The organism is Aminobacter sp. BA135 (assembly GCF_050859125.1).
Classification (GTDB): domain Bacteria; phylum Pseudomonadota; class Alphaproteobacteria; order Rhizobiales; family Rhizobiaceae; genus Aminobacter; species Aminobacter ciceronei.
Window position 1 is genome coordinate 4,018,201 of the sequence record NZ_CP139572.1, and the last position, 21,661, is coordinate 4,039,861.

17 protein-coding genes are annotated in these 21,661 nt (G+C 64.8%); 7 read left to right on the forward strand and 10 right to left on the reverse strand.

Annotation, left to right across the window (positions count from 1 at the left end; translation table 11 throughout):
• Positions 1–7: 7 nt before the first annotated feature.
• Positions 8–1,069: an agmatine deiminase family protein gene (locus SLT36_RS19650; protein ID WP_432284028.1), complete on the reverse strand. Its 1,062-nt coding sequence runs from the start codon at positions 1,067–1,069 to the stop codon at positions 8–10.
• Positions 1,066–2,046, reverse strand: coding sequence for an agmatine deiminase family protein (locus tag SLT36_RS19655; RefSeq protein ID WP_432284029.1), 981 nt, complete (start codon positions 2,044–2,046; stop codon positions 1,066–1,068). The genes SLT36_RS19650 and SLT36_RS19655 overlap by 4 nt, the downstream gene beginning before the upstream one ends.
• A 170-nt stretch (positions 2,047–2,216) precedes the next feature.
• Here SLT36_RS19655 and SLT36_RS19660 point away from each other — a divergent pair, with 170 nt between their 5' ends.
• A complete protein-coding gene (locus tag SLT36_RS19660; RefSeq protein ID WP_432284030.1) occupies positions 2,217–3,173 on the forward strand; it encodes a LysR substrate-binding domain-containing protein in 957 nt (318 codons plus the stop codon).
• Here the strand turns inward: SLT36_RS19660 and SLT36_RS19665 are convergent.
• Together SLT36_RS19665 and SLT36_RS19670 are read right to left on the reverse strand one after the other, a co-directional pair.
• Positions 3,134–4,192 carry an ABC transporter ATP-binding protein gene (locus SLT36_RS19665; RefSeq protein WP_432284031.1) on the reverse strand — a complete coding sequence of 353 codons (1,059 nt, stop codon included), beginning with the start codon at positions 4,190–4,192 and terminating at the stop codon, positions 3,134–3,136. The genes SLT36_RS19660 and SLT36_RS19665 overlap by 40 nt on opposite strands.
• On the reverse strand, positions 4,189–5,178 hold the full coding sequence (locus SLT36_RS19670; protein ID WP_432284032.1) for an ABC transporter ATP-binding protein: 990 nt from the start codon (positions 5,176–5,178) through the stop codon (positions 4,189–4,191). Before SLT36_RS19670 ends, SLT36_RS19665 begins: the two co-directional genes overlap by 4 nt.
• A 211-nt stretch (positions 5,179–5,389) precedes the next feature.
• Here SLT36_RS19670 and SLT36_RS19675 point away from each other — a divergent pair, with 211 nt between their 5' ends.
• Genes SLT36_RS19675 through SLT36_RS19685 form a run of 3 tightly spaced genes read left to right on the forward strand, consistent with a single transcriptional unit; the run spans position 5,390 to position 9,009 of the window.
• Positions 5,390–7,054 (forward strand): ABC transporter substrate-binding protein, encoded by a 1,665-nt coding sequence (locus SLT36_RS19675; RefSeq protein ID WP_432284033.1) that lies wholly within the window; start codon positions 5,390–5,392, stop codon positions 7,052–7,054.
• Positions 7,055–7,069: 15 nt separating this feature from the next.
• The gene (locus SLT36_RS19680; RefSeq protein ID WP_432284034.1) at positions 7,070–8,077 is read left to right on the forward strand and encodes an ABC transporter permease; all 1,008 of its coding nucleotides are present in this window, start codon (positions 7,070–7,072) and stop codon (positions 8,075–8,077) included.
• A complete protein-coding gene (locus SLT36_RS19685) occupies positions 8,074–9,009 on the forward strand; it encodes an ABC transporter permease (protein WP_432284035.1) in 936 nt (311 codons plus the stop codon). The genes SLT36_RS19680 and SLT36_RS19685 overlap by 4 nt, the downstream gene beginning before the upstream one ends.
• A gap of 255 nt (positions 9,010–9,264) precedes the next feature.
• Here the strand turns inward: SLT36_RS19685 and aguB are convergent, their stop codons facing one another.
• The 5 genes from aguB to SLT36_RS19710 all read right to left on the reverse strand — a co-directional run bounded on the left by aguB (position 9,265) and on the right by SLT36_RS19710 (position 16,076).
• On the reverse strand, positions 9,265–10,146 hold the full coding sequence (aguB, locus tag SLT36_RS19690; protein ID WP_432284036.1) for an N-carbamoylputrescine amidase: 882 nt from the start codon (positions 10,144–10,146) through the stop codon (positions 9,265–9,267).
• 15 nt (positions 10,147–10,161) lie between these two features.
• Positions 10,162–11,520 (reverse strand): aminotransferase, encoded by a 1,359-nt coding sequence (locus tag SLT36_RS19695; RefSeq protein WP_432284037.1) that lies wholly within the window; start codon positions 11,518–11,520, stop codon positions 10,162–10,164.
• 208 nt (positions 11,521–11,728) lie between these two features.
• Positions 11,729–13,231: an aldehyde dehydrogenase family protein gene (locus SLT36_RS19700; RefSeq protein ID WP_432284038.1), complete on the reverse strand. Its 1,503-nt coding sequence runs from the start codon at positions 13,229–13,231 to the stop codon at positions 11,729–11,731.
• 118 nt (positions 13,232–13,349) lie between these two features.
• A complete protein-coding gene (locus tag SLT36_RS19705) occupies positions 13,350–15,041 on the reverse strand; it encodes an amidohydrolase (protein WP_432284039.1) in 1,692 nt (563 codons plus the stop codon).
• 138 nt (positions 15,042–15,179) lie between these two features.
• Positions 15,180–16,076: a LysR substrate-binding domain-containing protein gene (locus SLT36_RS19710; RefSeq protein ID WP_432284040.1), complete on the reverse strand. Its 897-nt coding sequence runs from the start codon at positions 16,074–16,076 to the stop codon at positions 15,180–15,182.
• A 171-nt stretch (positions 16,077–16,247) separates the two neighbouring features.
• On the opposite strand from SLT36_RS19710, the gene gabT reads away from it, so the two are divergent.
• The 3 genes from gabT to SLT36_RS19725 are packed head-to-tail and all read left to right on the forward strand — an operon-like array spanning position 16,248 to position 20,249.
• On the forward strand, positions 16,248–17,534 hold the full coding sequence (gene gabT / locus SLT36_RS19715; protein WP_432284041.1) for a 4-aminobutyrate--2-oxoglutarate transaminase: 1,287 nt from the start codon (positions 16,248–16,250) through the stop codon (positions 17,532–17,534).
• A gap of 8 nt (positions 17,535–17,542) precedes the next feature.
• Entirely contained in the window at positions 17,543–19,000 is a 1,458-nt protein-coding gene (locus tag SLT36_RS19720) for an NAD-dependent succinate-semialdehyde dehydrogenase (RefSeq protein ID WP_432284042.1), read from the forward strand.
• A gap of 1 nt (position 19,001) precedes the next feature.
• On the forward strand, positions 19,002–20,249 hold the full coding sequence (locus tag SLT36_RS19725; RefSeq protein ID WP_432284043.1) for a Zn-dependent hydrolase: 1,248 nt from the start codon (positions 19,002–19,004) through the stop codon (positions 20,247–20,249).
• Between the two features lie 56 nt (positions 20,250–20,305).
• On the opposite strand, the gene SLT36_RS19730 is transcribed toward SLT36_RS19725, so the two are convergent.
• Entirely contained in the window at positions 20,306–21,640 is a 1,335-nt protein-coding gene (locus SLT36_RS19730) for a uracil-xanthine permease family protein (protein ID WP_432284044.1), read from the reverse strand.
• Positions 21,641–21,661 lie beyond the last annotated feature (21 nt).

A 21,661-nucleotide genomic window follows, 5' to 3' on the forward strand; every position in this document is an offset into this window, starting at 1 on the left:
GCTCCCTCTATGCAGGCTGTTGCTGGGTGATGCAATGGATCCCGCCGCCCGCGGGGCAGATGTCGAGGATCTCCACCTGGACGATCTCACGACCGGGAAAGCCCCGCTCGAAGATGTGCCTGGCCGCGTCGTCAGTGGGCGTGTTGAAGCCCGGCATGACGACCCCGCCATTGGCGATGTAGGCGTTGACGTATGACAGCGCCGTGTGATCGTTCGCGGCCTCGACCATATGGGCCTCTTCGATCAGCCCGATATCGAACGCCCTGCCCTTGGCATCAGTCTGGGCACGCAAAGCACGCAGGTTTTCCTGGCACACCTCATGGCGCGGATTCGAAGAATCCGGATTGTTCTCGAAGATCACCTTGCCAGGCGCGCAGATCGTCATCATGCCGTCGATGTGGCCGTCGGTGATCCACTCGCCGTCATCACCGGGCAACCAGATCACCTTGCGCACGCCGAGCGCATGGAAAAGCTCATTTTCGACATCCTTCCGCGACATGCCGGCGTTGCGGTTGGCGTTGAGCAGGCAGGTCTCGGTGGTGATCGCCGTGCCATCGCCGTCGACATGGATGCCACCGCCCTCGCCACACAACGGCGAGGCATAGAGCGGAACGGAAAGATGACGGGCAAGTGCTGCGCCGACGCCGGCGTCATCGACGGCCTCGTTGTCATGGAACTTGCCGCCCCAGTTGTTGAAGACAAGATTGGAGGCAACAAGCTGGTTGTCGCTGTTCTTCACGAACAACGGGCCGGTATCGCGAAACCAGATGTCGTCCTGCGGGATGCCGACGACATCGATGTTGGCAGGCAGAGCCCTGCGGGCATCGGCCGCGACTTCCGGATGGGCAACCACCCGAACCGGTTCGAAGCGGCTGATTGCGGTGGCGACACGGACGAAGGCCCGCTGCACCGCGCTGACGGTGCGGCCCCACGCATCGGGATGATCGTCATGCGGCCAGGCCATCCAGCAGCAGGCATGCGTGCTGGTTTCTATCGGCATGACGAAGCCGAGTTCGCCAGGGGTCTTGCCCATGGCGAACAAGGCGTTGAGGTCGGTGGTCGCGTTCATGCTGCGGGCTCCTGCTGGGTGATGCAGTGGATGCCACCACCGCCAACCGCGATGTTGTTGATCGACACCTGACGCACCCGACGGTCAGGAAACAGCGCCTCGAACGTCTCGCGCACGATGTCGTCGCTGCGGACGCCATAGTGCGGCATGATCACGCCGCCATTCACCAGGTAGGAATTGACATAGGACCTGCAGAAACGATCGCCGATCGATACGGCCTCGAGAGCCTCGGGAACGGTGACGATCTTGATCCGCCGCCCCTTGGCATCGGTCTGGCCTTCGAGTGCCGCGATGTTCGCCAGATTGATGTCCCGCCACGGCGATGCCGGATCTTCAGCACCCTCGATCAGCACGACCCCTGGCGCGACAAACACCGCAATGCCGTCGACATGGCCGTCCGTTTCGGTTTCCTCGACGTTGCCCGGAAGCCAGATCACCTTGTCGCCGCCCAACATTTCCTTGAGCTCGCGTTCGATTTCCCCGCGCGTCATGGCGGGATTGCGGTTCAGGTTCGGAAAGCAGCTTTCGGTGGTGATGATGGTGCCTTCACCGTCGACCGTGACGCCGCCGCCTTCGGCGACCAGCTTCGACGTGAAGATCTTGGCGTCGGCCTGCTGGATGGCGAAGGCTGCGAAGGCGTCGTCATTGTCGTGCGGGTGATACTTGCCACCCCAGGCGTTGAACCTGAAGTTCACGCCGGCGCGCTTGCCTTGATCGTTCACGAGGAAGCACGGACCTGCGTCGCGGGCCCAGGAATCGTCGATCGGCGTGACAGCAAGGCTGATGTCGCGGCCAAGCATGGAACGGGCCTCGGCAGCATCCTCAGGCCGAACAGCCACGGTTACCGGTTCGAACTCCCTGATGGCATGGGCGACAGCGACATAGTCGCGCTTGGTGGCGGCGATGTCGTCCCAGAAGCCAACGCGCGTCGGCCACATCATCCATGTGCGTTCGTGACGCTCCCACTCCGCGGGCATCCGAAATCCGGACTGCTTCGGTGTAACCACGTTGTCTGCAACTCGCATTATCTACCCCTGATTTAATGAATTCTCCTCATCGATGGAGCTCGCAGTTCCAACCAAATGAGATAGGATCATAGGTAATCTGCCGATGTGGCGACCACAAACGCGAATCCTTCAGGTTTTAGATGAGCAATCTTCATGTGAACCCGTACCGAAACCTGCCCCCGATGGCGGCATTGGCGGGCTTCGAGGCGGCTGCCCGGCTGGAGAGTTTCTCGCTGGCGGCGGACGAGCTGAACATGACCCAGTCGGCGATCAGCCATCAGGTGCGGGCGCTGGAGGAGCATCTCGGACAGCCGCTGTTCAAGCGCCTCAACCGGCGTGTCGAGCTGACCGATGCCGGACGTGACTTCCAGACGACGGTGGCCAATGCGCTCGAGACCTTGCGCCTCGGCGTGCGCAGGCTCGGATTCTACACCAAGCCCGGATCGATCGTGCTGGCCATGCCGCCGGCCTTTGCCGCCGGCTGGTACATGCCGCGCCTGGCGAAGCTGAAAGCCGATCACCCCGACATGGAGCCATGGCTGTTCACCACCGAGCGCGACATGAACCTTGCCGAGGCCGAGATCGACATCATGGTGGCGCGGGGGCGTGGAAACTGGGAGGGCATGGTCTCGGTTGCGCTGTTCACCGATACGGTGTGGCCGATGTGTTCGCCGTCGCTGCGCCAGCAAATGCCTTCAGTCGTCGACGCAACCACCTTGCTCGAATGGCCGATGCTGCACGGCGAAAGCGAAGGCGACTGGCAGAAATGGTTCCTTGCCGGCGGGCTGGACCGCAGCGATCTGGTCAAGGGCCTGAATTTTTCGGATTCCGGTCTGATGCTGGACGCCGCCGCGCGCGGTTTCGGCGTCTGCCTCGGCAGCCTCAGCTTCGCCCGCGAGCGCCTGGCCAGAGGCGAACTGGTGCTGGTCGGCGACCGCGGCATGGCCGCTGCCAAACCCTTCATGCTGGTCGCCCATCCACGCCATTTGCGCCGTCCCGAGATTACGGCGCTGTGGGACTGGCTGGTGCGCGAGGCAGACCGGGATTCTTCGGCAGGTCAGGCCGTGGAAACACCATCCGAGACACGTTCGGAATAGGCACAACGCACCTGGTGCCCGTCGACGTCCGAAGCCAGGGTCGGCGCTTCTTCGCGGCAAGTCGCGGGCTTGCCGAGCTGGTTGTAGAGCCAGCAGCGGGTGTGGAAGGCGCATCCTGTCGGCATGCGCGCGTGGCTCGGAATATCGCCTTCGAGCTGGATGCACCTGGTCGGCGACGCCTCGTCCTCGTTGCGGTGGACACGCGGCGCGGCCGAAAGCAACGCTGCGGTGTAAGGGTGTTTCGGACGCGTGATGACCTCTTCCGTCGGGCCGACCTCGACGACCCGGCCGAGATACATCACGGCGATGCGGTCGCAGAGATGCCGCACCACCGACAGGTCGTGCGAGATGAACAGCATCGTCATGCCGCTCTCCCGCTGCAGGTCACGCAGCAGGTTGAGGATCTGGGCCTGGATCGAGACGTCGAGCGCGCTGACCGGCTCGTCGGCGATGATCAGCTCCGGATCGTTGGCAATGGCGCGCGCGATGGCGACGCGCTGGCGCTGGCCGCCGCTGAGGTTGAGCGGATAGAGCTCGGCATGGGAACGCTGCAGGCCTACCCTGTGCAGCAGATCGACGACCCGCTCCCTACGCTTCGCCTTGTCGACGGTGCCCTGGATGCGCAGCGGCTCCTCCAGCGAGCGTGCGATGGTCTGGCGCGGATGCAATGACGAATAGGGATCCTGGAAGACCATCTGCAGGTTGCGCAGATAGGGTTTTCGCGCCTTCGGCGACAGCTGGGCGATGTCGTCGCCTTGAAAGCGGATGGTGCCGGAAGAGCTGCGCGTCAGGCCCATGATGGCGCGGCCAAGCGTCGACTTGCCGCTGCCCGACTCGCCGATCAGCCCCAATGTCTCGCCCCGGCGCAAGGTCAGGTCGATGCCGTCGAGGGCACGGAAGGTCGTCGGCTTGCCGAACAGTTTCTGCGGGGCGGAGCTTCTGAACTCGACACAGAGCCGCTCGACCTCGAGCAGCGGTGCAGCGGCGGTGGACGCAGCGGCGACAGCGGCGTTGTTCATGACGGGCCCCTTCCCTTGTCGTAGCCAAGCTTGTGGCACGCAGCCCGGTGGTCGCCGTCATCAAGGGCGGTCAATGCCGGTTTCGCGGCTGCGCAGATCTCGCTTGCTTGTGGACAGCGAAGCCTGAACGCGCAGCCGCTCGGCCGCTGCCTGATGCTGGGCGGAGAGCCTGGGATCGGTTCGAGATCGGCGACCTTGTCGTCCAGCGACGGGTGCGCCTTCAACAGCGCCCTGGTGTAGGGATGCGCAGGCTGCCGCAGCACATGCCTGGTCTCGCCGGCTTCGACAATGCGGCCGGCATAGAGCACGATCAGCTTTTCGGTCATCTCCGAAACGACGCCGAAATCATGGGTGATGAGAAGCAGAGACGTGCCCATTTCCGCCGTCAGCCGTTTCAACAGCCTGAGGATCTGCGCCTGGATGGTCAGGTCGAGCGCCGTCGTCGGCTCGTCGGCGATGATCAGCTGCGGCCGAAGCGCGATCGCCATGGCGATCAGGATGCGCTGGCGCTGGCCGCCGCTCAGCTGATGCGGATAGCGCCGCATGGTGACAGGCGGATCGGGCATGCCGACCCGGCGCAAGGCGTCGATGACCTCAGCCTGCACCTGCTTGGCCGACAGCCGGCTGTGGGTGCGAATACATTCGGCGATCTGGTCGCCAACCGGGATCACCGGATTGAGGCTGCTGGAGGGGTCCTGGAAGATCATCGCGATGCTGGAGCCCTGGACCGAGCGCAGTTCGCTGCCGCCCATTTCCAGCAGATTGCGGCCCTGAAACAGAACGTCGCCCGATGTCCTGATCTGCCTGCTGTGGCGCAGCAGACCCATGATCGACAGGGCGGCCGTGCTCTTGCCGGAGCCGCTTTCGCCGACGATGCCGATCGAATGGCCTTTTTCGAGCGACAGGCTGAGGTCTTCGACGATCGTCGCCCCGCTGCTCGAGCCACCCAGGCTGACTGAAAGATATTGCACTTCGAGCAGGGCCAAGAGACGTCCACCTCACCATCTGTTCAAGCAGTTCAAAGACCGCTGCCGACCGCATCCAGGCTTCGACCGGACGAACGTTCGTACAGTTGGGCAGGCCCGCGTAGTGCCCCTTTCGGGGTATCGACAGGGAACCGCCATGCAAAAAAGATGCGAGGGGAACAAACAGCGTCCGCAAGCCGACGCATCATCAAGAACAATGGGAGCCAAAGACATGACCGACGACGGCATCAAGCGGGGCGGCGCGTCCAACCACGATCTGCAATTCCGGCTGCCCAGGCGCCACTTCCTGGCTGGCGCAGCGGCGTTCGGCCTGGCCACGATCGGCCGCGTGCCGATATCGCTGGCTGGCGCACCCGAGCTGCCGATCGGCAATCGCGATCCCAGGAGCCTCGTCGTCGTCGTCGATGCGACGGTGGAAAATCTCGACCCCGCCACCAATGTCGAATGGGCCTATGGCCTCAGGCCGGTCTACGAAACGCTGACCGTGCTCGACGGCGCGGAGACCAGCAAGGTCAAGGGCTCGCTGGCAAGCGCGGTCACCTCTTCCGAGGACAAGATGACCTGGACGTTCGAACTCGCCGAGAACGTCAAGTTCCATGACGGCACCGCCTGCGACGCGGCAGCGGTCAAGGCAGCGATCACCCGCACGATCAAGCATCCGAGCGGCCTCGGCGTCGCCTGGCAGATCGCCGATCCCGACACGCAGCTGACAGCCAGGGACGCCCGCACGCTCGAATTCAAATTCACCGAAGCGCGGCCCTTCTTCGATGTCGAAGTGTCGTCGCAATATGGCTTCTGGATCGCCAGCCCGACGGCTGCCGAGAAGAACTCGAAAGGCCCCGAGGACGTCGGAACCGAGTTCCTGCAATCGCATCCGGTCGGCTCGGGCCCCTACCGGGTCGAAGCGTTCAATCCGGGCCAGGACATCACCTATGTCAGGTCGGAAGACTTCCATGGCGGCTGGGACCATCCGCATTTCGAACGGATCATCACCAAGACCATCCCCGTCTCGGCGACGCGCCGGCAGTTGCTCGAAGCCGGCGAAGCCGACATCGCGCTCCGCATGGAGCCGCAGGACATCGTCGACCTGAAGAACGATCCGCGCTTCGTGGTCAGCGATACGTTGACTGCAACCCTGCAATATGTGGTCTTTGCGACCGACGGCAAGCTGGCCGACAAGCGCATCCGCCAGGCGATCTGCCACGCCTTCGATCACGATGCCTATCTGCGCGACGTGGTGCTCGGCACCGCCGACAAGCCGCGCTCGGTCTTCCCGATGCAGATGCAGGGTCTCGACGACACCGCCTATCTCCGTCCGTTCGACCTGGAAAAGGCGAAGGCGCTTTTGGAAGAGGCGAATTTCCCTGCCGGCAGCGAGCTGACGATCACCTATTATGCCGGCTTCGGCGACACTGAATGCCAGTTGCTGCAGGGCTGGCTGGGCGAGCTCGGCATCACGCTCAATCTCCAGGAAAAGTCGTTCAGCGCCTTCCTCGACGATTTCTTCGGCGACGCCCCGGCGGACCAGCGCGCCGACCTGTTCTATTTTTCCTGGTGGCCGAACGTGAACCACCCCTACAGCTACGCCTGGAGCCTGTTCAGCGGCGAAACCAAGGCCGCCAACGGCAATGCCGGCCGCTATTCCAATGCCGAGGCGACCAAGCTGATCGGCGAACTCAGGCAGAAGATCATCGACGGCGAGCAGGCCGCCAAGGTCAGGAAACTGGCCGAAATCCTGACATCGGACGACCCGGCATGGCTGCCGATCCAGCAGGAGCGGACCCAGTTCATCGCCCGTCGCGACATCCTGGGCATGGTCAACAACCCGATCTATGTCGCCACGCTCGACATGTACAACCTCTCGCGCTCCGCCTGACGCGGAGGCGAGCCGATGCTGCGTTTCGCTATCAGACGTTTCATTTCGACCGCCGTCCTGCTCACCGGTGTGCTGGTGATGACCTTCGCGCTGGCCCGCATCCTGCCGGGCGATCCGGCGCGTCTCGTCGCCGGCGCCCGCGCCGGCCCGGAGGCCGTGGCCGCGGTCCGGGCCCAGCTCGGGCTCGACCTGCCGTTGATCCAGCAGTTCACCAACTACGTCTCCGGTATTGCAGAAGGTGACTTCGGCAAGTCGATCATCACGCGGCGGCCGATCTCGACCGACATCCTGACCTTCTTTCCGGCGACGGTCGAGCTGGTGATCCTGGCGTCACTGCTCAGCCTTGCCTGCGGTGTGGCGCTCGGGATCGTTGCCGCGGTCAGATCAGGAGGCAAGGCCGACGCCTCGGTGCGTGCCGTCTCGGTGTTCGGCCTGTCGGTGCCGGACTTCTGGACCGGACTGATCTGCCAGCTGCTGTTCTTTTCCGTGCTCGGCATCCTGCCCTTCGGCGGACGGCTGTCGACGGGCGTCGCCATGCCGCCGCAAGTCACGGGTTTCCTCAGTCTGGACAGCCTGCTGGCCGGTCGGCCGGACCTGTTTGCCGACGCGCTGCATCACATGATCCTGCCGGTCTTCGTGCTCGCCATTCCCTCGACCGCCATCATCATCCGCGTCGTGCGGACGACGATGCTGGAAGTGCTGTCGGCCGACTACATCCGCACCGCCAGGGCCAAAGGCATCCCACCGTTCAAGGTCTATCTGCGCCACGCACTCGCCAACAGCCTGCTGCCGATCGTCACCGTGTTCGGGCTCAATATGGGCCTGATGATTTCGGGGGCGGTGCTGGTCGAGCTGATCTTCAACCTGCCCGGGCTCGGCCGCTACACCGCCGACGCTATCGCCGGCTCCGACTACAACGCGATCATGGCGATCACGCTTGTGGTGTCGGCGGCCTACATCCTCATCAACCTGATCGTCGACCTCAGCTACGCGTTCCTCGATCCCCGGGTGGAACTGAAATGACAGTGATGACCAGCACCGAGCAGCCTGCCTTCACCTCCGGGCGTTTCCGCGTCGTGGTATCAGCGCTTCGCGGCATCGTCACTTTTGCCCAGTCCTCGCCGCAGAGCACGATCGCCGTCGTCATCGTCGGCTTCGTGGTGGCGATGTCGCTGGCGTCGTTTGCCGCCCATGTGTTCGGTTTCACCCTGACCAGCTACAGTCCGCTCAAGATGAACATCGCGGCGTCGCTGAAGGCGCCGTCCTTCGACCACTGGATGGGCACCGACAAGATCGGCCGCGACACGCTCGCCCGCATCGTCGGCGGCGCCTGGATCACCATGTCGATCTCGGTGGTGGTGCTGGCGGTTGCCGCTGTCATCGGGACCACGGTCGGCCTCGTCGCCGGCTTCTTCGGCGGCCTTGTCGACGAGATTCTGATGCGGGTGACCGACCTGTTCCTGGCCTTCCCCGCCCTCATCCTGGCGGCTGCCATCGCCGCTACCTTCGGCGGCGGCATGGGGCCGACGATGACAGCGCTGGCCGCTGTGTTCTGGCCCTGGTATGCGCGCATCATCCGCAGCCGGGTACTGTCGCTGAAGGAGCAGGAATTCGTCTCCGCAGCCCGCGCGCTCGGTGCCAGCCGGACCTATCTCATTTTCGTCACGCTCTTGCCGATGGTCTGGCCGCTGGTGCTGGTGCAGCTGACCAGCGATGTCGGCTTTGTCATGCTGGCCTCGTCAGGCCTGTCCTTCCTCGGCCTGGGCGCCCAGCCGCCGGCACCGGAATGGGGGGCGATGATCTTCGATTCCCTGGCGCAACAGCCGCGCGCCTGGTGGCTCGGGGTGTTTCCCGGGGCAGCGATCGCCCTGGTCGCCGTCGGCTTCAACCTGCTCGGCGACAGTCTGCGCGATTATCTCGATCCTTCACTCGGCGCGGGCGAGACCGGCGTCTAGCATCATTCGTCCCGCCAGAGCTTATCGAGACCGGGCCGCAAGCGGCCCGGTTTTTTGTTGCCCTTGGCGGACCCTCGTCTGGTCCATGTCTGACGTTTGTCCCTGCGGCAGATCCCAACTGCCACGCATCCGCGCCGCACATCGCAGCCGGCCGGACCCGGCGAACACCGTCCTTCGCCAAAGTCCCGCGCAAAAAAGAAAACGGCGTGACCGCAGGGCGGCCACGCCGTTCGTCCTTGGGAGGACGGGGGGTACTCAGCCGGCGATGGTGGTGCGGCCATCCAGGGTGCGCAGCGCGCCGTACATTTCGGGGCGGCGGTCGCGATAGATGCCCCAGGCCTGGCGGTAGGCCTCGATCTCGTCGAGATCGAACGCGGCGACGAGGAAGGTCTCGTCAGTGCGGTTGGCGTCGGCAACAATGGCGCCGGTGTGGTCGGCGGCAAAAGACGTGCCGTAGAAGGTCGAGCTGGTGGCGCCGTCGGTCTCGGTGCCGACGCGGTTGGAAGCGATGACGGGAATGATGTTCGCCGCCGCGTGGCCCTGCATGGTGCGGCGCCAGTGGCCGGCGGAATCGAGCGCCGGATTGGCCTTTTCGGCGCCGATCGCGGTCGGGAACATCAGCACCTCGGCGCCGAGCAACGACAGCGACCGCGCCGTCTCCGGGAACCACTGGTCCCAGCAGATGCCGCAGCCGAGGCGGGCATAGCGGGTCTGGACGACCTGGAACCCCGTGTCGCCGGGAGAGAAGTAGAACTTCTCCTCATAACCCGGCGCCTGGGGAATGTGGGTCTTGCGGTAGTTGGTCAGGATCGAGCCGTCGGCGTCGATGATCGCCAGCGAGTTGTAGTTGGCAGTGCCCGCCTTCTCGAAATAGGAGATCGGCAGCACCACTTCGAGCTCGACTGCGACGCGGCGAAAATGCTGGATGGCACGGTCCTCCTCAAGGGTCCGGGCCAGGTTGTAGTGGGTGAACTTCTGCTCCAGGCAGAAATAGGGCGTCTGGAACAGCTCCTGCAGCAGAATGATCTGGGCGCCGTCGCGCGCAGCCTGGCGCACCAGCACCTCCGCTTTCGCGATGTTGTCGCCAATATCCCAGCTGCACGCCATCTGCGTCGCAGCCACTGTGAGTTTCCGCATTGTGCCCTCCCTGGCTCAGCGGCCGGATGCGAATTCGAGGATGCTGTCGTTGATCGCCGAGACGATCGTGTCGCACTGGTCCTTGTCGATGGTGATGGGCGGCGAGACGACGATCTTGTTGCCGATCGGCCGGACCATGACACCGCGCTCCAGGCACGACCGGGCGATCTCCACCGCCTTCGGCAGCGGCGCCCTGGTGCCCTTGTCGGCGACCAGTTCGATGCCCAGCATCAGATGACTGCCCCTGACGTCGCCGACGACAGGCAGGTTGATCAGCGATGCGGCAGCCGCCTGCAGATGGGCGCCGGCGCTGCGGGCGTTGGCAAGCAGGTTCTCGCGCTCCATGATCTCGATGTTCTTCAGTGCCGCGGCACAGGCGACCGGGTGGCCGAAATAGGTCAATCCCATCGAAAACAGGCCGCCCTCGCATTGCGGGCGGCTGATCACCTCGTAAATCTCGGACGAGATCAGCGTCGCGCCCAGCGGGATGTAGCCCGAGGTGATGCCCTTGGCGCAGACGAGGATGTCGGGCGCGTAGCCGAACAGTTTTTCGGACGCAAACCATTCGCCGAGGCGGCCAAAGGCGGTCACCACCTCGTCGGCGATGTAGAGCATGCCGTAGCGCTTGCAGACCTCGTAGATGCGCCGGTGGTAGCCATCGGGGGCGACCAGCACGCCGCCGGCGCCCATGATCGGCTCGGCGATGAAGGCCGCGACAGTATCGGGGCCGAGCTGCAGGATGCGGTTCTCGAACTCGTTGACGAGGAAATCGCAATAATCCGCCTCGCTCATGTCGCGCGGCCTGGAATAGAGGTCGGCGGCAGAGACGTGGTGGATGAAGTCCTCGCCGATGCGGTCGAAGCCGATCTTGGTGCCGTGGATGCCGGTCAGGCTGGCCGCGACATAGGTCGCGCCGTGATAGCCGTTGACCCGCGAGATGATCTTCTTCTTCCGGTGCTGCCCCTTCATCGAGAAGTAGTAGTGCACCAGGCGGATGGCGGCGTCGTTGGCGGTCGAGCCGCCGCAGCTGTAATAGACGTGGCTGAGATTGCCGGGAGAATTCGTGGCCAGCCAGTGCGCCAGCTTTGCCGCCGGCACGTTCGACGAATGGCCGAACGGGTTGTAATAGTCCATGTCTATGACCTGGCGGGCGATCGCCTCGGCCATTTCCTCGCGCCCATGGCCGATGTTGACGCACCAGAGCCCGGCGATGCCGTCGAGGATGCGGCGGCCATCGCTGTCAGTGACATACATGCCACTGGCCTTTTCGATGATCTGGCTGCCCTCTTCGGCGAAGGTCGAGAAATCGGTGTAGGGATGGAGCACATGTGCGCGGTCCATTGCCCAGGCGCTGGCACTTTCGAGAATGGTCATCTGCGATACCTTGGTTGAACAAAAGTCAGAGTGTCCGTGCCGGGACGACGGCACAGGGGGACTTTGCCACCCCCTTCGACGGGTCGGCCCAGGCCCGGTCCAGCTCGACCTTGTCGGAACCAGGCCCGCTCGCAAATCACCTTTAAGGGTTACCGGCCGACACGCCGCAGGCGGGGGCCGGATGCGCCGCCTGCGACCACCTGTTGAGCTAGCTGTTCAACGTGACCCAGACGGACTTCATTTGTGTGTTCTCGAGCAGCGCCTCGATCGCCTTGTCCCGGCCCTGCCCCGAGGCTTTCCAGCCGCCCCAGGGCTGGCTCATGTCGCCGTTCATGTAGCCGTTGACCCAAACCATGCCGCATTCCAGGTCGCGGGCGATCGCGTGCGCGCTGTTGAGGTCGTTGGTCCAGATGCCGGCGGCCAGGCCGTAGGGCGTGTCGTTGGCGATCGCCACCGCATTGGCCAGCCCGTCGTGGCGGATGACCGCCGCAACCGGGCCGAAGATTTCCTGGCTGGCAATGCTCATCTCGGGGCGAACGCCGGTGAACAGCGTCGGCGAGACGAAGCAGCCGTCGGGCCGCTCCAGATGCGCCTCGCCGCCGAGCGCCCGCGTCGCGCCCTCTTCCGCAGCTATGTCGATGAAACCGAGCACTTTCTTCTGATGCGCCCGGTTGACCAGCGGCCCCATCGTCGTTGCCGGATCGAGCGGATCGCCGGGTCGGAATTTCGTCCTCGCCGTCTGCGCAAAGAGCTCGACGAATTCGTCGTGACGCTTGCCGCCGACCAGGATGCGCGAGCCGGCGCTGCAGACCTCGCCCTGGTTGCCATAGATGCCGCCGACCACCCAGTCGGCCACCTTCTGCAGGTCGGCCGCATCGTCGAGAATGATCTGGGGCGACTTGCCGCCGAGCTCGGCCGAAACCTTCTTGAGGTTGGAATCTGCGGAATATCTGTACATCAGCCGGCCGACGCCGGTTGAGCCGGTGAAGGCGATCTTGTGCACCTTGTCGGACAGGGCCAGCGCCTTGCCGGCGACATCGCCCCTGCCCGGCACGACGTTGAAGACGCCGTCGGGGCCGCCGGCCTCGAGAAACAGCTTGCCGAGCAGGATGGCGCTCAGCGAGGCGTCTTCCGCCGGCTTGAGCACGACGCTGTTGCCGGCCGCCAGCGCCGGCGCGACCTTCCAGGCGGCCATCATCAGCGGATAGTTCCACGGCGTGATGCAGCCGACGACGCCGAGCGGCTGGCGCAGCATGTAATGCAGCGCATCCGAGTTGGTGGTCGGACAGCTGCCGCCGATCTTGTCGATGCATTCGGCGAGGTAGCGGATGGCGAGCACGCTGCCGGGCACGTCGATCGACAGCATCTCGCTGATCGGCTTGCCCATCTCAAGCGTGTCGAGCGCGGCGAAGGTGGCGGCATTGACTTCAACCAGATCGGCAAGGCGCAGCATCACCGCCATGCGATCGCGCAGCGCCATGCGCGACCAGACGCCCTGGCGGAAGCGGCGCTCGGCGATGTCGGCCGCCAGCTCGATATCTTCCGATGTGCCGCAGGCGAGCTCGGCCACGGGCCTGCCTGATGTCGGGTTGAAGGAGGCAAGCCGCCCGGCGCCGACAGCATTGCAAAACCTGCCATCGATCAAAAGCCGTGTCTCGGGGACCAGGGTTTCGGCTATGGCGTGCCAATGGGCTGTTGTGGCGGTGGACATCGGGGGAAACCTCGCGAAATTGTTCGCGGCCACAGAAGCCGCCGACGCTGTCGCGGCAAAGTCCCCCAAAGATGGTATCCGGAGCGGACGCGTCGTCGCCATCCGCTCCGGGGTAGGATTATTCGTCGAACATCTTGTCCGGATCGTAGACCGCCTCGCCTTGCAAAAGCGTCGCCACCACCTTGGCCTTGCCGATCTGCTTGACCGGGATCTCTGTGATGTCGCGGTCGACGACGACGAGATCGGCTGATTTGCCGACCTCGATCGAGCCGGTGGTCTTGTCCTGGTGCAGCAGCCGCGCCGGATTGATGGTCATCCATTCGATGGCGGTGGCGACGTCGGGCGCGCCGTCTGCCTTGCGCGCCACCGCCGCCTGGATCTTGACCAGCGGCGACAGCTCGTCGGCATCGAAATCGCTGCTCATCACCACGTCAGCGCCCATCTTTGCCAGCGTGCCCGCCGGCATCATGTGGTCGGCGCGGTCGCCGATGAACTGGCGGATGAACGTGTTGTAGGCGGGGTCGAGCGAACTCGGCGCGAGCTGGAAATCGGCCACCACGCCGAGTTGCTTGAAGCGGGGGAAATCCGCCTTGTCGAGCAGATAGAGGTGGGTCAGGCGGTGCGGGCCGGGCTTGGGATCGGACTGCTCGATGGCATCGAGCGCCAGGCGCGCGCCACGATCGCCGGTGACATGGTAGTGCAGTTGGAACCCCGCCTTCGACAGCTCGCTGGAATAGCGGTCCAGCGTGTCGACGTCGAAATAGAGGAAACCGCTGTCATAACCATGGTCGATGCCGGCGCCCTTAAGATAGGGCTGGAGCACCGCGCCGGTGCGCTGCTCGAGGATGCCGTCGACATAGATCTTGGCCTGGTTGAAGCGCAGCAGGCTGGTGGGATCGTTGGAATAGAGCTGCTTCAGCGAAGCCATCTGCTCGTCGAAAGGCAGATCGGGATAGACGTAGAGCGCATTCGACGCACGCACCGTCAGCGTGTCGTTGGCGACCGCCTTCTGCCAGACCTTGATGTGGCCCTGCGGCCAGAAACCGCCGGCATCGCTGACCGAAGTGATGCCGTTCTCGGCCACCGTTTCCAGCGTCGGCAACAGGCTTTCATAAGCGAATTCGACATTTTCAGGCGTGTCGGGGAAGGCCAGGTTGCGCAGCTTCTGCTGGGCATTCTCCAGCACCACTCCGTTCGGCTTGCCTGTCTTCTTATCGCGCAGGATGATGCCGCCGGGCGGATCCTTGGCCATCGTGTCGTAACCTGCGGCACGCATCGCCGCCGAATTGGCCCAGGCGCCATGGCCGATGTCGTCGAGGATCAGCACCGGCCGGTCAGGCGAGATCTCGTCCAGCAGGGCAATCGGATTGTCGCTCTGGTCGAGCAGATTGGTCATGCTGACGCCCGAGCCAAGCACCCATTCGGTCTTGCTCGACTTGATGCAGTCCTCGACCGTGGCGAGCGTGCCGTCGAGCTTGTCGAACGGCTCGAACTCGCACAGGATCTCGTTCACGCCGGCTTCGATCAGATGCATGTGGGCATCCTGGAAGCCGGGCAGCAACATCATGCCCTGGAGGTCGACGACATCGGCATTCTTGCCCGCGGCGGCCATCGCCTCCTCTTCGGACCCGACCGCCAGGATGACGCCGTTGTCGTCGATGGCGACGGCCTCGGCCGACGGCGCGTTCGGGTTCACGGTGTGAACCTTGGCATTGGTCAGGACCATCGGCTCCGCCAGTGCCGCCGGCACCGCGACCATGCCCCCGGCAAGGAGCGCCGCGACCGCAGTCTTCATGGACCTGTATGTCATCTGCTCTTCTCCATACTGGGTGCCCAACGTTAGGCACCAAAGGAAGCGCCGTCCATTGCCAGGGATCTCGGCGCTGCGGAGTCCCTCTTTGGGGGTATGGTTTCAGGCTGTTGAAAGACAGCAATGCCCTTTCAGGCACTAGCTGCCTGAAGACGCTGCGGCAGCCTCCGAGCGTGTCAATTCGTCCAAAAGCCAGTCATGCAGCTTGCGGATCGCCCTGTCCTTGCGGCGGGACGGTGCGGCGATGAAAAAATAGGCGCCCAATCGGATGTCGGTGTCGAACAGCTCGACCAGACGTCCCCTAGCCATTTCGTCGCCGGCGATCAGGCGTGTCGCCAGCGCCACGCCCTGGCCGGCGAGCGCGGCTTCGAAGCCAAGGCTCGCGTCCCACAGGCGCGGACCGCGCAAGGCATCGTGATGGACGCCGGCGGCGCGAAACCAGTCGGCCCATTGCTGGCGGTTTTCTTCGTGGATCAGCGGTGCGCGTGCCAGCTCGTCGACGCGCTCGACCGGACCCGTCGCCGCAAGCCAATCCCGGCTGACGACTGGAAACATGCGGGGGCTTACGAGTTCACTCGCTCCCATCGGCATGTCCTGCGGCTTTCCATAGCCGACCATCACTTCCGCTTCGCCGACGGAAAAGTCAGGCAAGCGGTCGATCGCGCGCAGCACGATCTCGGTCTCTCCCAGCATCTGCTGAATCTGCGGCAGCCTCGGCCCGAGCCAGCGCGTGGCGAGGCCGGGCATGCACCACAGCCGCAGGCTGCGCCGATGCGACGGCGGGCGAAGCTCCTCGGTCGTCGTCGCGATGAGCTCGAAAGCCGTTGAAACGGCGGCATGGAAGATTTCACCCTCGCGGGTGAGGCGAAGCCCGCGCGGGCTGGAAGTGACAAGTTTGACCGCCATCCAGAATTCGAGATTCCTGACATGGCGGCTGACCACCGAGTGGCTGACACCGAGGTCGTCAGCTGCCTTCCGCATCGAGCCCATGCGACCCGCCGCCTCGAAGGCACGGACCATCTGCAATGGCGGCATGAGCTGCTCGCTCCGTTCGGTGGGGCGGCGTCTGCGGAGTTCGGTAGCCACTGGCTGTCTTTCGAAATCGAGTGGTGCACAGGAAGCACCACAGCATCTAAATCAATCGCGCACTGCTTGCAAAGAACTGTCGCTAGGTTGCCGGCGAAAATTGTGCGGAGCATCGACCCCATGACAAACAACACCACCTTGCAGGCCCGTCGTACCGCGGCAGTCGCGCGCGGCGTCGCCACGGCCTTTCCCGTCTTTGCCGGCAAGGCGGAAGGCGCCGAGATCTGGGATATGGAGGGCCGCCGCTACATCGATTTCGCCGCCGGCATCGCGGTGCTCAACACCGGCCACCGTCATCCCAGGGTGATCGCCGCCGCAAAGGAGCAGCTCGACGCCTACACCCACACCGCATTCCAGGTCGTGCCCTACGAACCCTATGTCGCGCTGTGCGAGCGCCTGAACGCGCTGGCGCCGTTCTCCGGCGAGGCAAAATCCCTTCTGTTTTCGACCGGCGCCGAAGCTGTCGAAAACGCCGTCAAGATCGCCAAGGCGGCGACCGGGCGTCCCGGCATCATCGCCTTTGCCGGCAGTTTTCACGGCCGCACGGCGATGACCATGGCGCTGACCGGCAAGGTTGCGCCCTACAAGCAGAAGTTCGGCATTTCGCCGGCCGGCGTCTATCACGTCCCGTTCCCGGCAACGCCACTCGATGTCGACGTCGCGGATTCCGTACGCGCGCTGCAGCTTCTGTTCCGCACCGACATCGCGCCATCCGACGTGGCTGCGATCATCGTCGAACCGGTCCAGGGCGAAGGCGGCTTCTGGCCGGCCCCGACCGAGCTTCTGGCGGAACTCCGCAAGATTTGCGACACGCACGGCATCGTGCTGATCGCCGACGAGGTGCAGACGGGATTTGCGCGCACCGGAAAGATGTTCGGCATCGAACATTCCGGCATCGAACCCGACATCATCACGGTCGCCAAGGCGCTCGGCGGCGGCTTCCCGCTGTCGGGTGTCATCGGGCGTGCAGCGCTCATGGATGCTGTCGAACCGGGCGGGCTGGGCGGCACCTATGCCGGCAGCCCGATCGCCTGCGCCGCCGCACTTGCGGTTCTCGACGTCATCGAGGACGAAGGCCTTGTCGCCCGCGCCAATGAGATCGGCGCGACGATGCACGCTGCACTGGAGCGGATGTCGCAGCGCAACGACGCCGTGCCGATGGCGTCGATCCGCGGCCCCGGCGCGATGGTCGCCTTCGACATCGTGACACAGCGCGGCACCAATACGCCGGATGCCGAGACGACGAAGAAGGTCGTGCAGGCAGCGCTCGGCCACGGGCTGGTGCTTTTGTCATGCGGCGTCTTCGGCAACACCATCCGCCTGCTCTGCCCGCTGACCATTTCCGATGCGCAGCTCAAGGAGGGGCTGGACCTCCTCGAACGCGCCCTCGTCTCCGCCAACGCCTAGGAGCCGTCATGCGCACTCTCGAAGACAAGGGCCTGCTTAAGACGCAGGCCTTCATCGACGGCGATTATGTCGGGTCCGGTGACACCCCCGTCACCGATCCGGCCTCCGGCGCCACCATCGCCCACGTCCCCAATCTTGGCGCGGATGCGGCCACCCATGCTGTCGAGGCCGCGTCCAGGGCATTCAGGCCCTGGGCAGCCAGAACGGCCAAGGAGCGTTCGACAATCCTGCGCCGCTGGTTCGAAATGATCGTGGCCGCACGCACCGATCTTGCGACCATCCTGACCAGCGAACAGGGCAAGCCGCTGGCCGAGGCGCTCGGCGAGATCGACTATGCCGCGTCCTATGTCGAATTCTATGCCGAGGAGGCCAAGCGCATCGCCGGCGAGATCCTGCCGTCGCACCGCGCCGATGCGCGTATCCTGGTGCAGCGCCAGCCGCTCGGCGTGATCGCTGCGATCACGCCGTGGAATTTTCCGGCCGCGATGATCACCCGCAAGGTCGCCCCAGCGCTTGCGGCGGGCTGCACCGTCGTGGTCAAGCCGGCGCCGGAAACGCCGCTGACCGCCCTTGCCCTGGCCGAACTGGCCCGCCGCGCCGGCTTCCCCGCCGGCAGCTTCAACGTCGTGACAGGCGATGCGGTCGCCATCGGCGGCGTGCTGACCTCGCATCCCGCCGTCCGGCTCGTCGGCTTCACCGGCTCGACGCCGACAGGCAAGCTTTTGATGCGGCAGGCGGCCGGCACGGTCAAACGCGTCGCGCTCGAGCTTGGCGGCAATGCCCCCTTCATCGTCTTCGACGACGCCGATGTCGATGCGGCCGTCGACGGGGCGATGGCCTCGAAATTCCGGAATTCCGGCCAGACCTGCGTCTGCACCAACCGCATCTACGTCCAGTCTGCCGTCCATGACGTCTTCGTCGCCAGGCTGACCGAGCGGGTGAAACAGCTGCGCATCGGATGCGGCTTCGACGACGGCGTCGTCCAGGGTCCGCTGATCTCGGAACGTGCGGTCGCCAAGGTCGAGGCGCATATCGCCGACGCCGTCGCCAAGGGCGCTGAGATCGCTGTCGGCGGCAGGCGCCACGCGCTTGGCGGCACCTTCTTCGAGCCGACAGTCATCACCGGCGCTGCCTCCGACATGCTTTTGGCTGAGGACGAAACCTTCGGCCCGCTGGCGCCGGTGTTTCGCTTCGAGACCGAGGCCGAGGTGCTTTCGGCCGCGAACGCCACCGAGACCGGCCTCGCCGCCTATGTCTTCACCAGGGATTCGGCGCGGGTGTTCCGCATGATGGAGCGGCTCGAATTCGGCATGGTCGGCATCAACACCGGGCTGATCTCGACGGAACTGGCACCCTTCGGCGGCGTCAAGGAAAGCGGCAATTCGCGCGAGGGCTCGCATCACGGCATCCTCGAATTCACCGAACTCAAATATGCCTGCATCGGCGGCATCGGCGCGGAGGCCTGACATGGACAGCGTTGTGACCATGCCGAACCTCAGCGTCGACGGCGACCGCCTGTGGCAGTCGCTGATGGAGACGGCCTGTTTCGGCGGCACGCCCAAGGGCGGCATCAAAAGGCTGACACTGACCGAAGAAGATCGCGCCGTCCGCGACTGGCTGGTTCGCCAATGCGAGGCGCTTGGCTGCCGGACTGATATCGACGAGGTCGGCAACATGTTCTTCACCCGCCCCGGCACCGAGCCTACGCTCGAACCTATCGCCATCGGCAGTCACCTCGACACCCAGCCGACCGGCGGCAAATTCGACGGTATCCTCGGCGTGCTGGCCGGCCTCGAAATCCTGCGTTGCCTTGATGCAAGCGGCTACGAGACACGGCATCCGCTGATGCTGGTCAACTGGACCAACGAGGAAGGCTCGCGCTTCAGCCCGGCGATGCTCGGCTCGGGCGTGCATGCCGGGGTCTTCGACCGCGCCTATGCCGACGCCCGTCAGGCCACCGACGGCACAAGTTTCGGCGACGCGCTCGATGCGATCGGCTACCGCGGCAAGGCGCAGGCAGGGTCGATCAGAATGGCGGCAATGCTCGAACTGCACATCGAACAAGGCCCTGTGCTGGAGCGGCGGGGCAAGGACATCGGCATCGTCGAAGGCGTGCAGAGCATGCGCTGGTACGACCTCGTCATAACGGGCGTCGAGGCCCATGCCGGCTCGACGCCGATGGATGCACGCCTCGACGCGCTGGTGATGGCGGCCGAGATCGTGCTTTTGGTCGAGCGCATCGCCAGATCACATGCGTCGAGCATGGGCACGGTCGGCTGCCTCGAAGTCCATCCGAATTCGCGCAACGTCATTCCCGGCCAGATCTCCATGACCGTCGACCTGCGCCACCCCGAGGACGACGAGCTCGATGCCATGGAGGCGACGCTGCGGCAGAAGATCCACGCCTGTTTCGACGAACGCCTGACCTGCAGCCTGACCGAGATCTGGCGCAGCCCGGCCGTCAAGTTCGACGTCAGCTGCATCGACGCCGTTGCCTCGGGTGCCGCGGCCGCCGGCTACAGCAGCCTGAGGCTGCACTCCGGCGCCGGTCACGACTCCGCCTACATCGCCCGTGTCGCACCGACAGCGATGATCTTCATCCCCTGCCGCGACGGCCTCAGCCACAATGAAGCGGAATCGTCGACCAGGGAGCAGTGTCAGGCAGGCGCCCAGACGCTGCTCAATGCCGTGCTCAGGCTGGACACCCACCTGTAGCGCCCGGGACGCGTCCGAACGCGTCCCGAGGGGGTCTGCCCGGTCGCGCTCCGGCTTCAGCGCGCGCGCAGGAGCTCGGGAAGGCGCACCAGGACGATCTCGGCGACGATGACAGTCACCGCGCCGACGACGATCGAATGCGTCAGCATCTCGCCCAGTATCTCAGGCAGCCCGCCCGACAGGGCCCCGGCCAGCGCAGGAATGCCCAAGCCCGCCATCAGGCCGAGCGGGGCCACCATGTTCTTGACAGGTGAACCCCGGTCCTGGCTCGCCATCTGGATGCCGGTCATGACCACGGTTGCCGCCGCCGGCAGGAACAGCCCGCCGACAACCGCCGCCGGCGTCGCCACCAGCACCGCTGCGACCTTGGGCAGGAATGCCAAAGCGATGAAGATGAAGCCGGCGACGCGAACGACATGGCGGCTGGCAACGCCGGTCAGCCTGATGACGCCGAGATTCTGGGCGTATGCGGTGGTGCCGAAACCACCGATCAGGGCAGCCAGCATCGAACCGCCGGCTTCGCCTGCAATGCCGGCATTGACGCGGCGATCGTCGAGTTCTGTGCCTGTCAGCCGCGCCGTCGCCTCATACATGCCCATCGCCTCGACGACGGCAACGACGAAGACGATGCACATGGTGATGGTGATCGCCGGATCGAAGCTCAGCGCGCCATAGGGCAGCAGTTTCGGGAAGGCCAGCCAGGGCGCCTGGCCGACGGCGGAGAAGTCGAGCAGCCCGAGGCCAAGGGCCAGCACGTCGCCAACGATCAGCGCCGTCAGGAAGCCGAACATGCGCAAGCTGCCGCCGAACGCGGCGCTGACCAGTACCACCGCCGTCGTCACACAGGCCAGGAACAGGCTCGATCCCGTGGCAAAGCTTGGCGAGCCGATGCCGCCGAAGAACTCCATGAAGGTGAAACCCGCCAGTGCGACGCCCACAAGGGTGATGATCGTTCCGGAGACGGCCGGCGACAGCAGCCGCCTGAGCCTGGCGAACTGGCCGCAGACGGCGGCAAGGAAGACGAGTGCCGCGCCGATGATCAGGCCGAGGCTTGCCGCGGAAATCGTCCCGGCCTTGTAATAGCCGATGGCCAATGGCGAAAAGGCCGAGGACGGCCCCTGCACCACCGGCAGGCGGACCAGCCTGGTGCTCTGTATGACTGTCACCACGCCTGCGGCAAGGAAGGTGGCGGTCACCAGATTTGTCGCCAGCGTGGCGGAGAACCCGGCCACCGAAGCGATGAAGATGGGATCGAGCCAGGCGTTCGACACGAGCGCCTGCTGCAGTCCCAATGCGAAACGACGCCTGGTGGGGATGACCTCCTCGACATCCCCGACCACGCCGTCGACAGCTTCAAGCTCGCCCATATGGGCATGAACATGATCAGTCATTGATATACCTCCTCCCAGAAG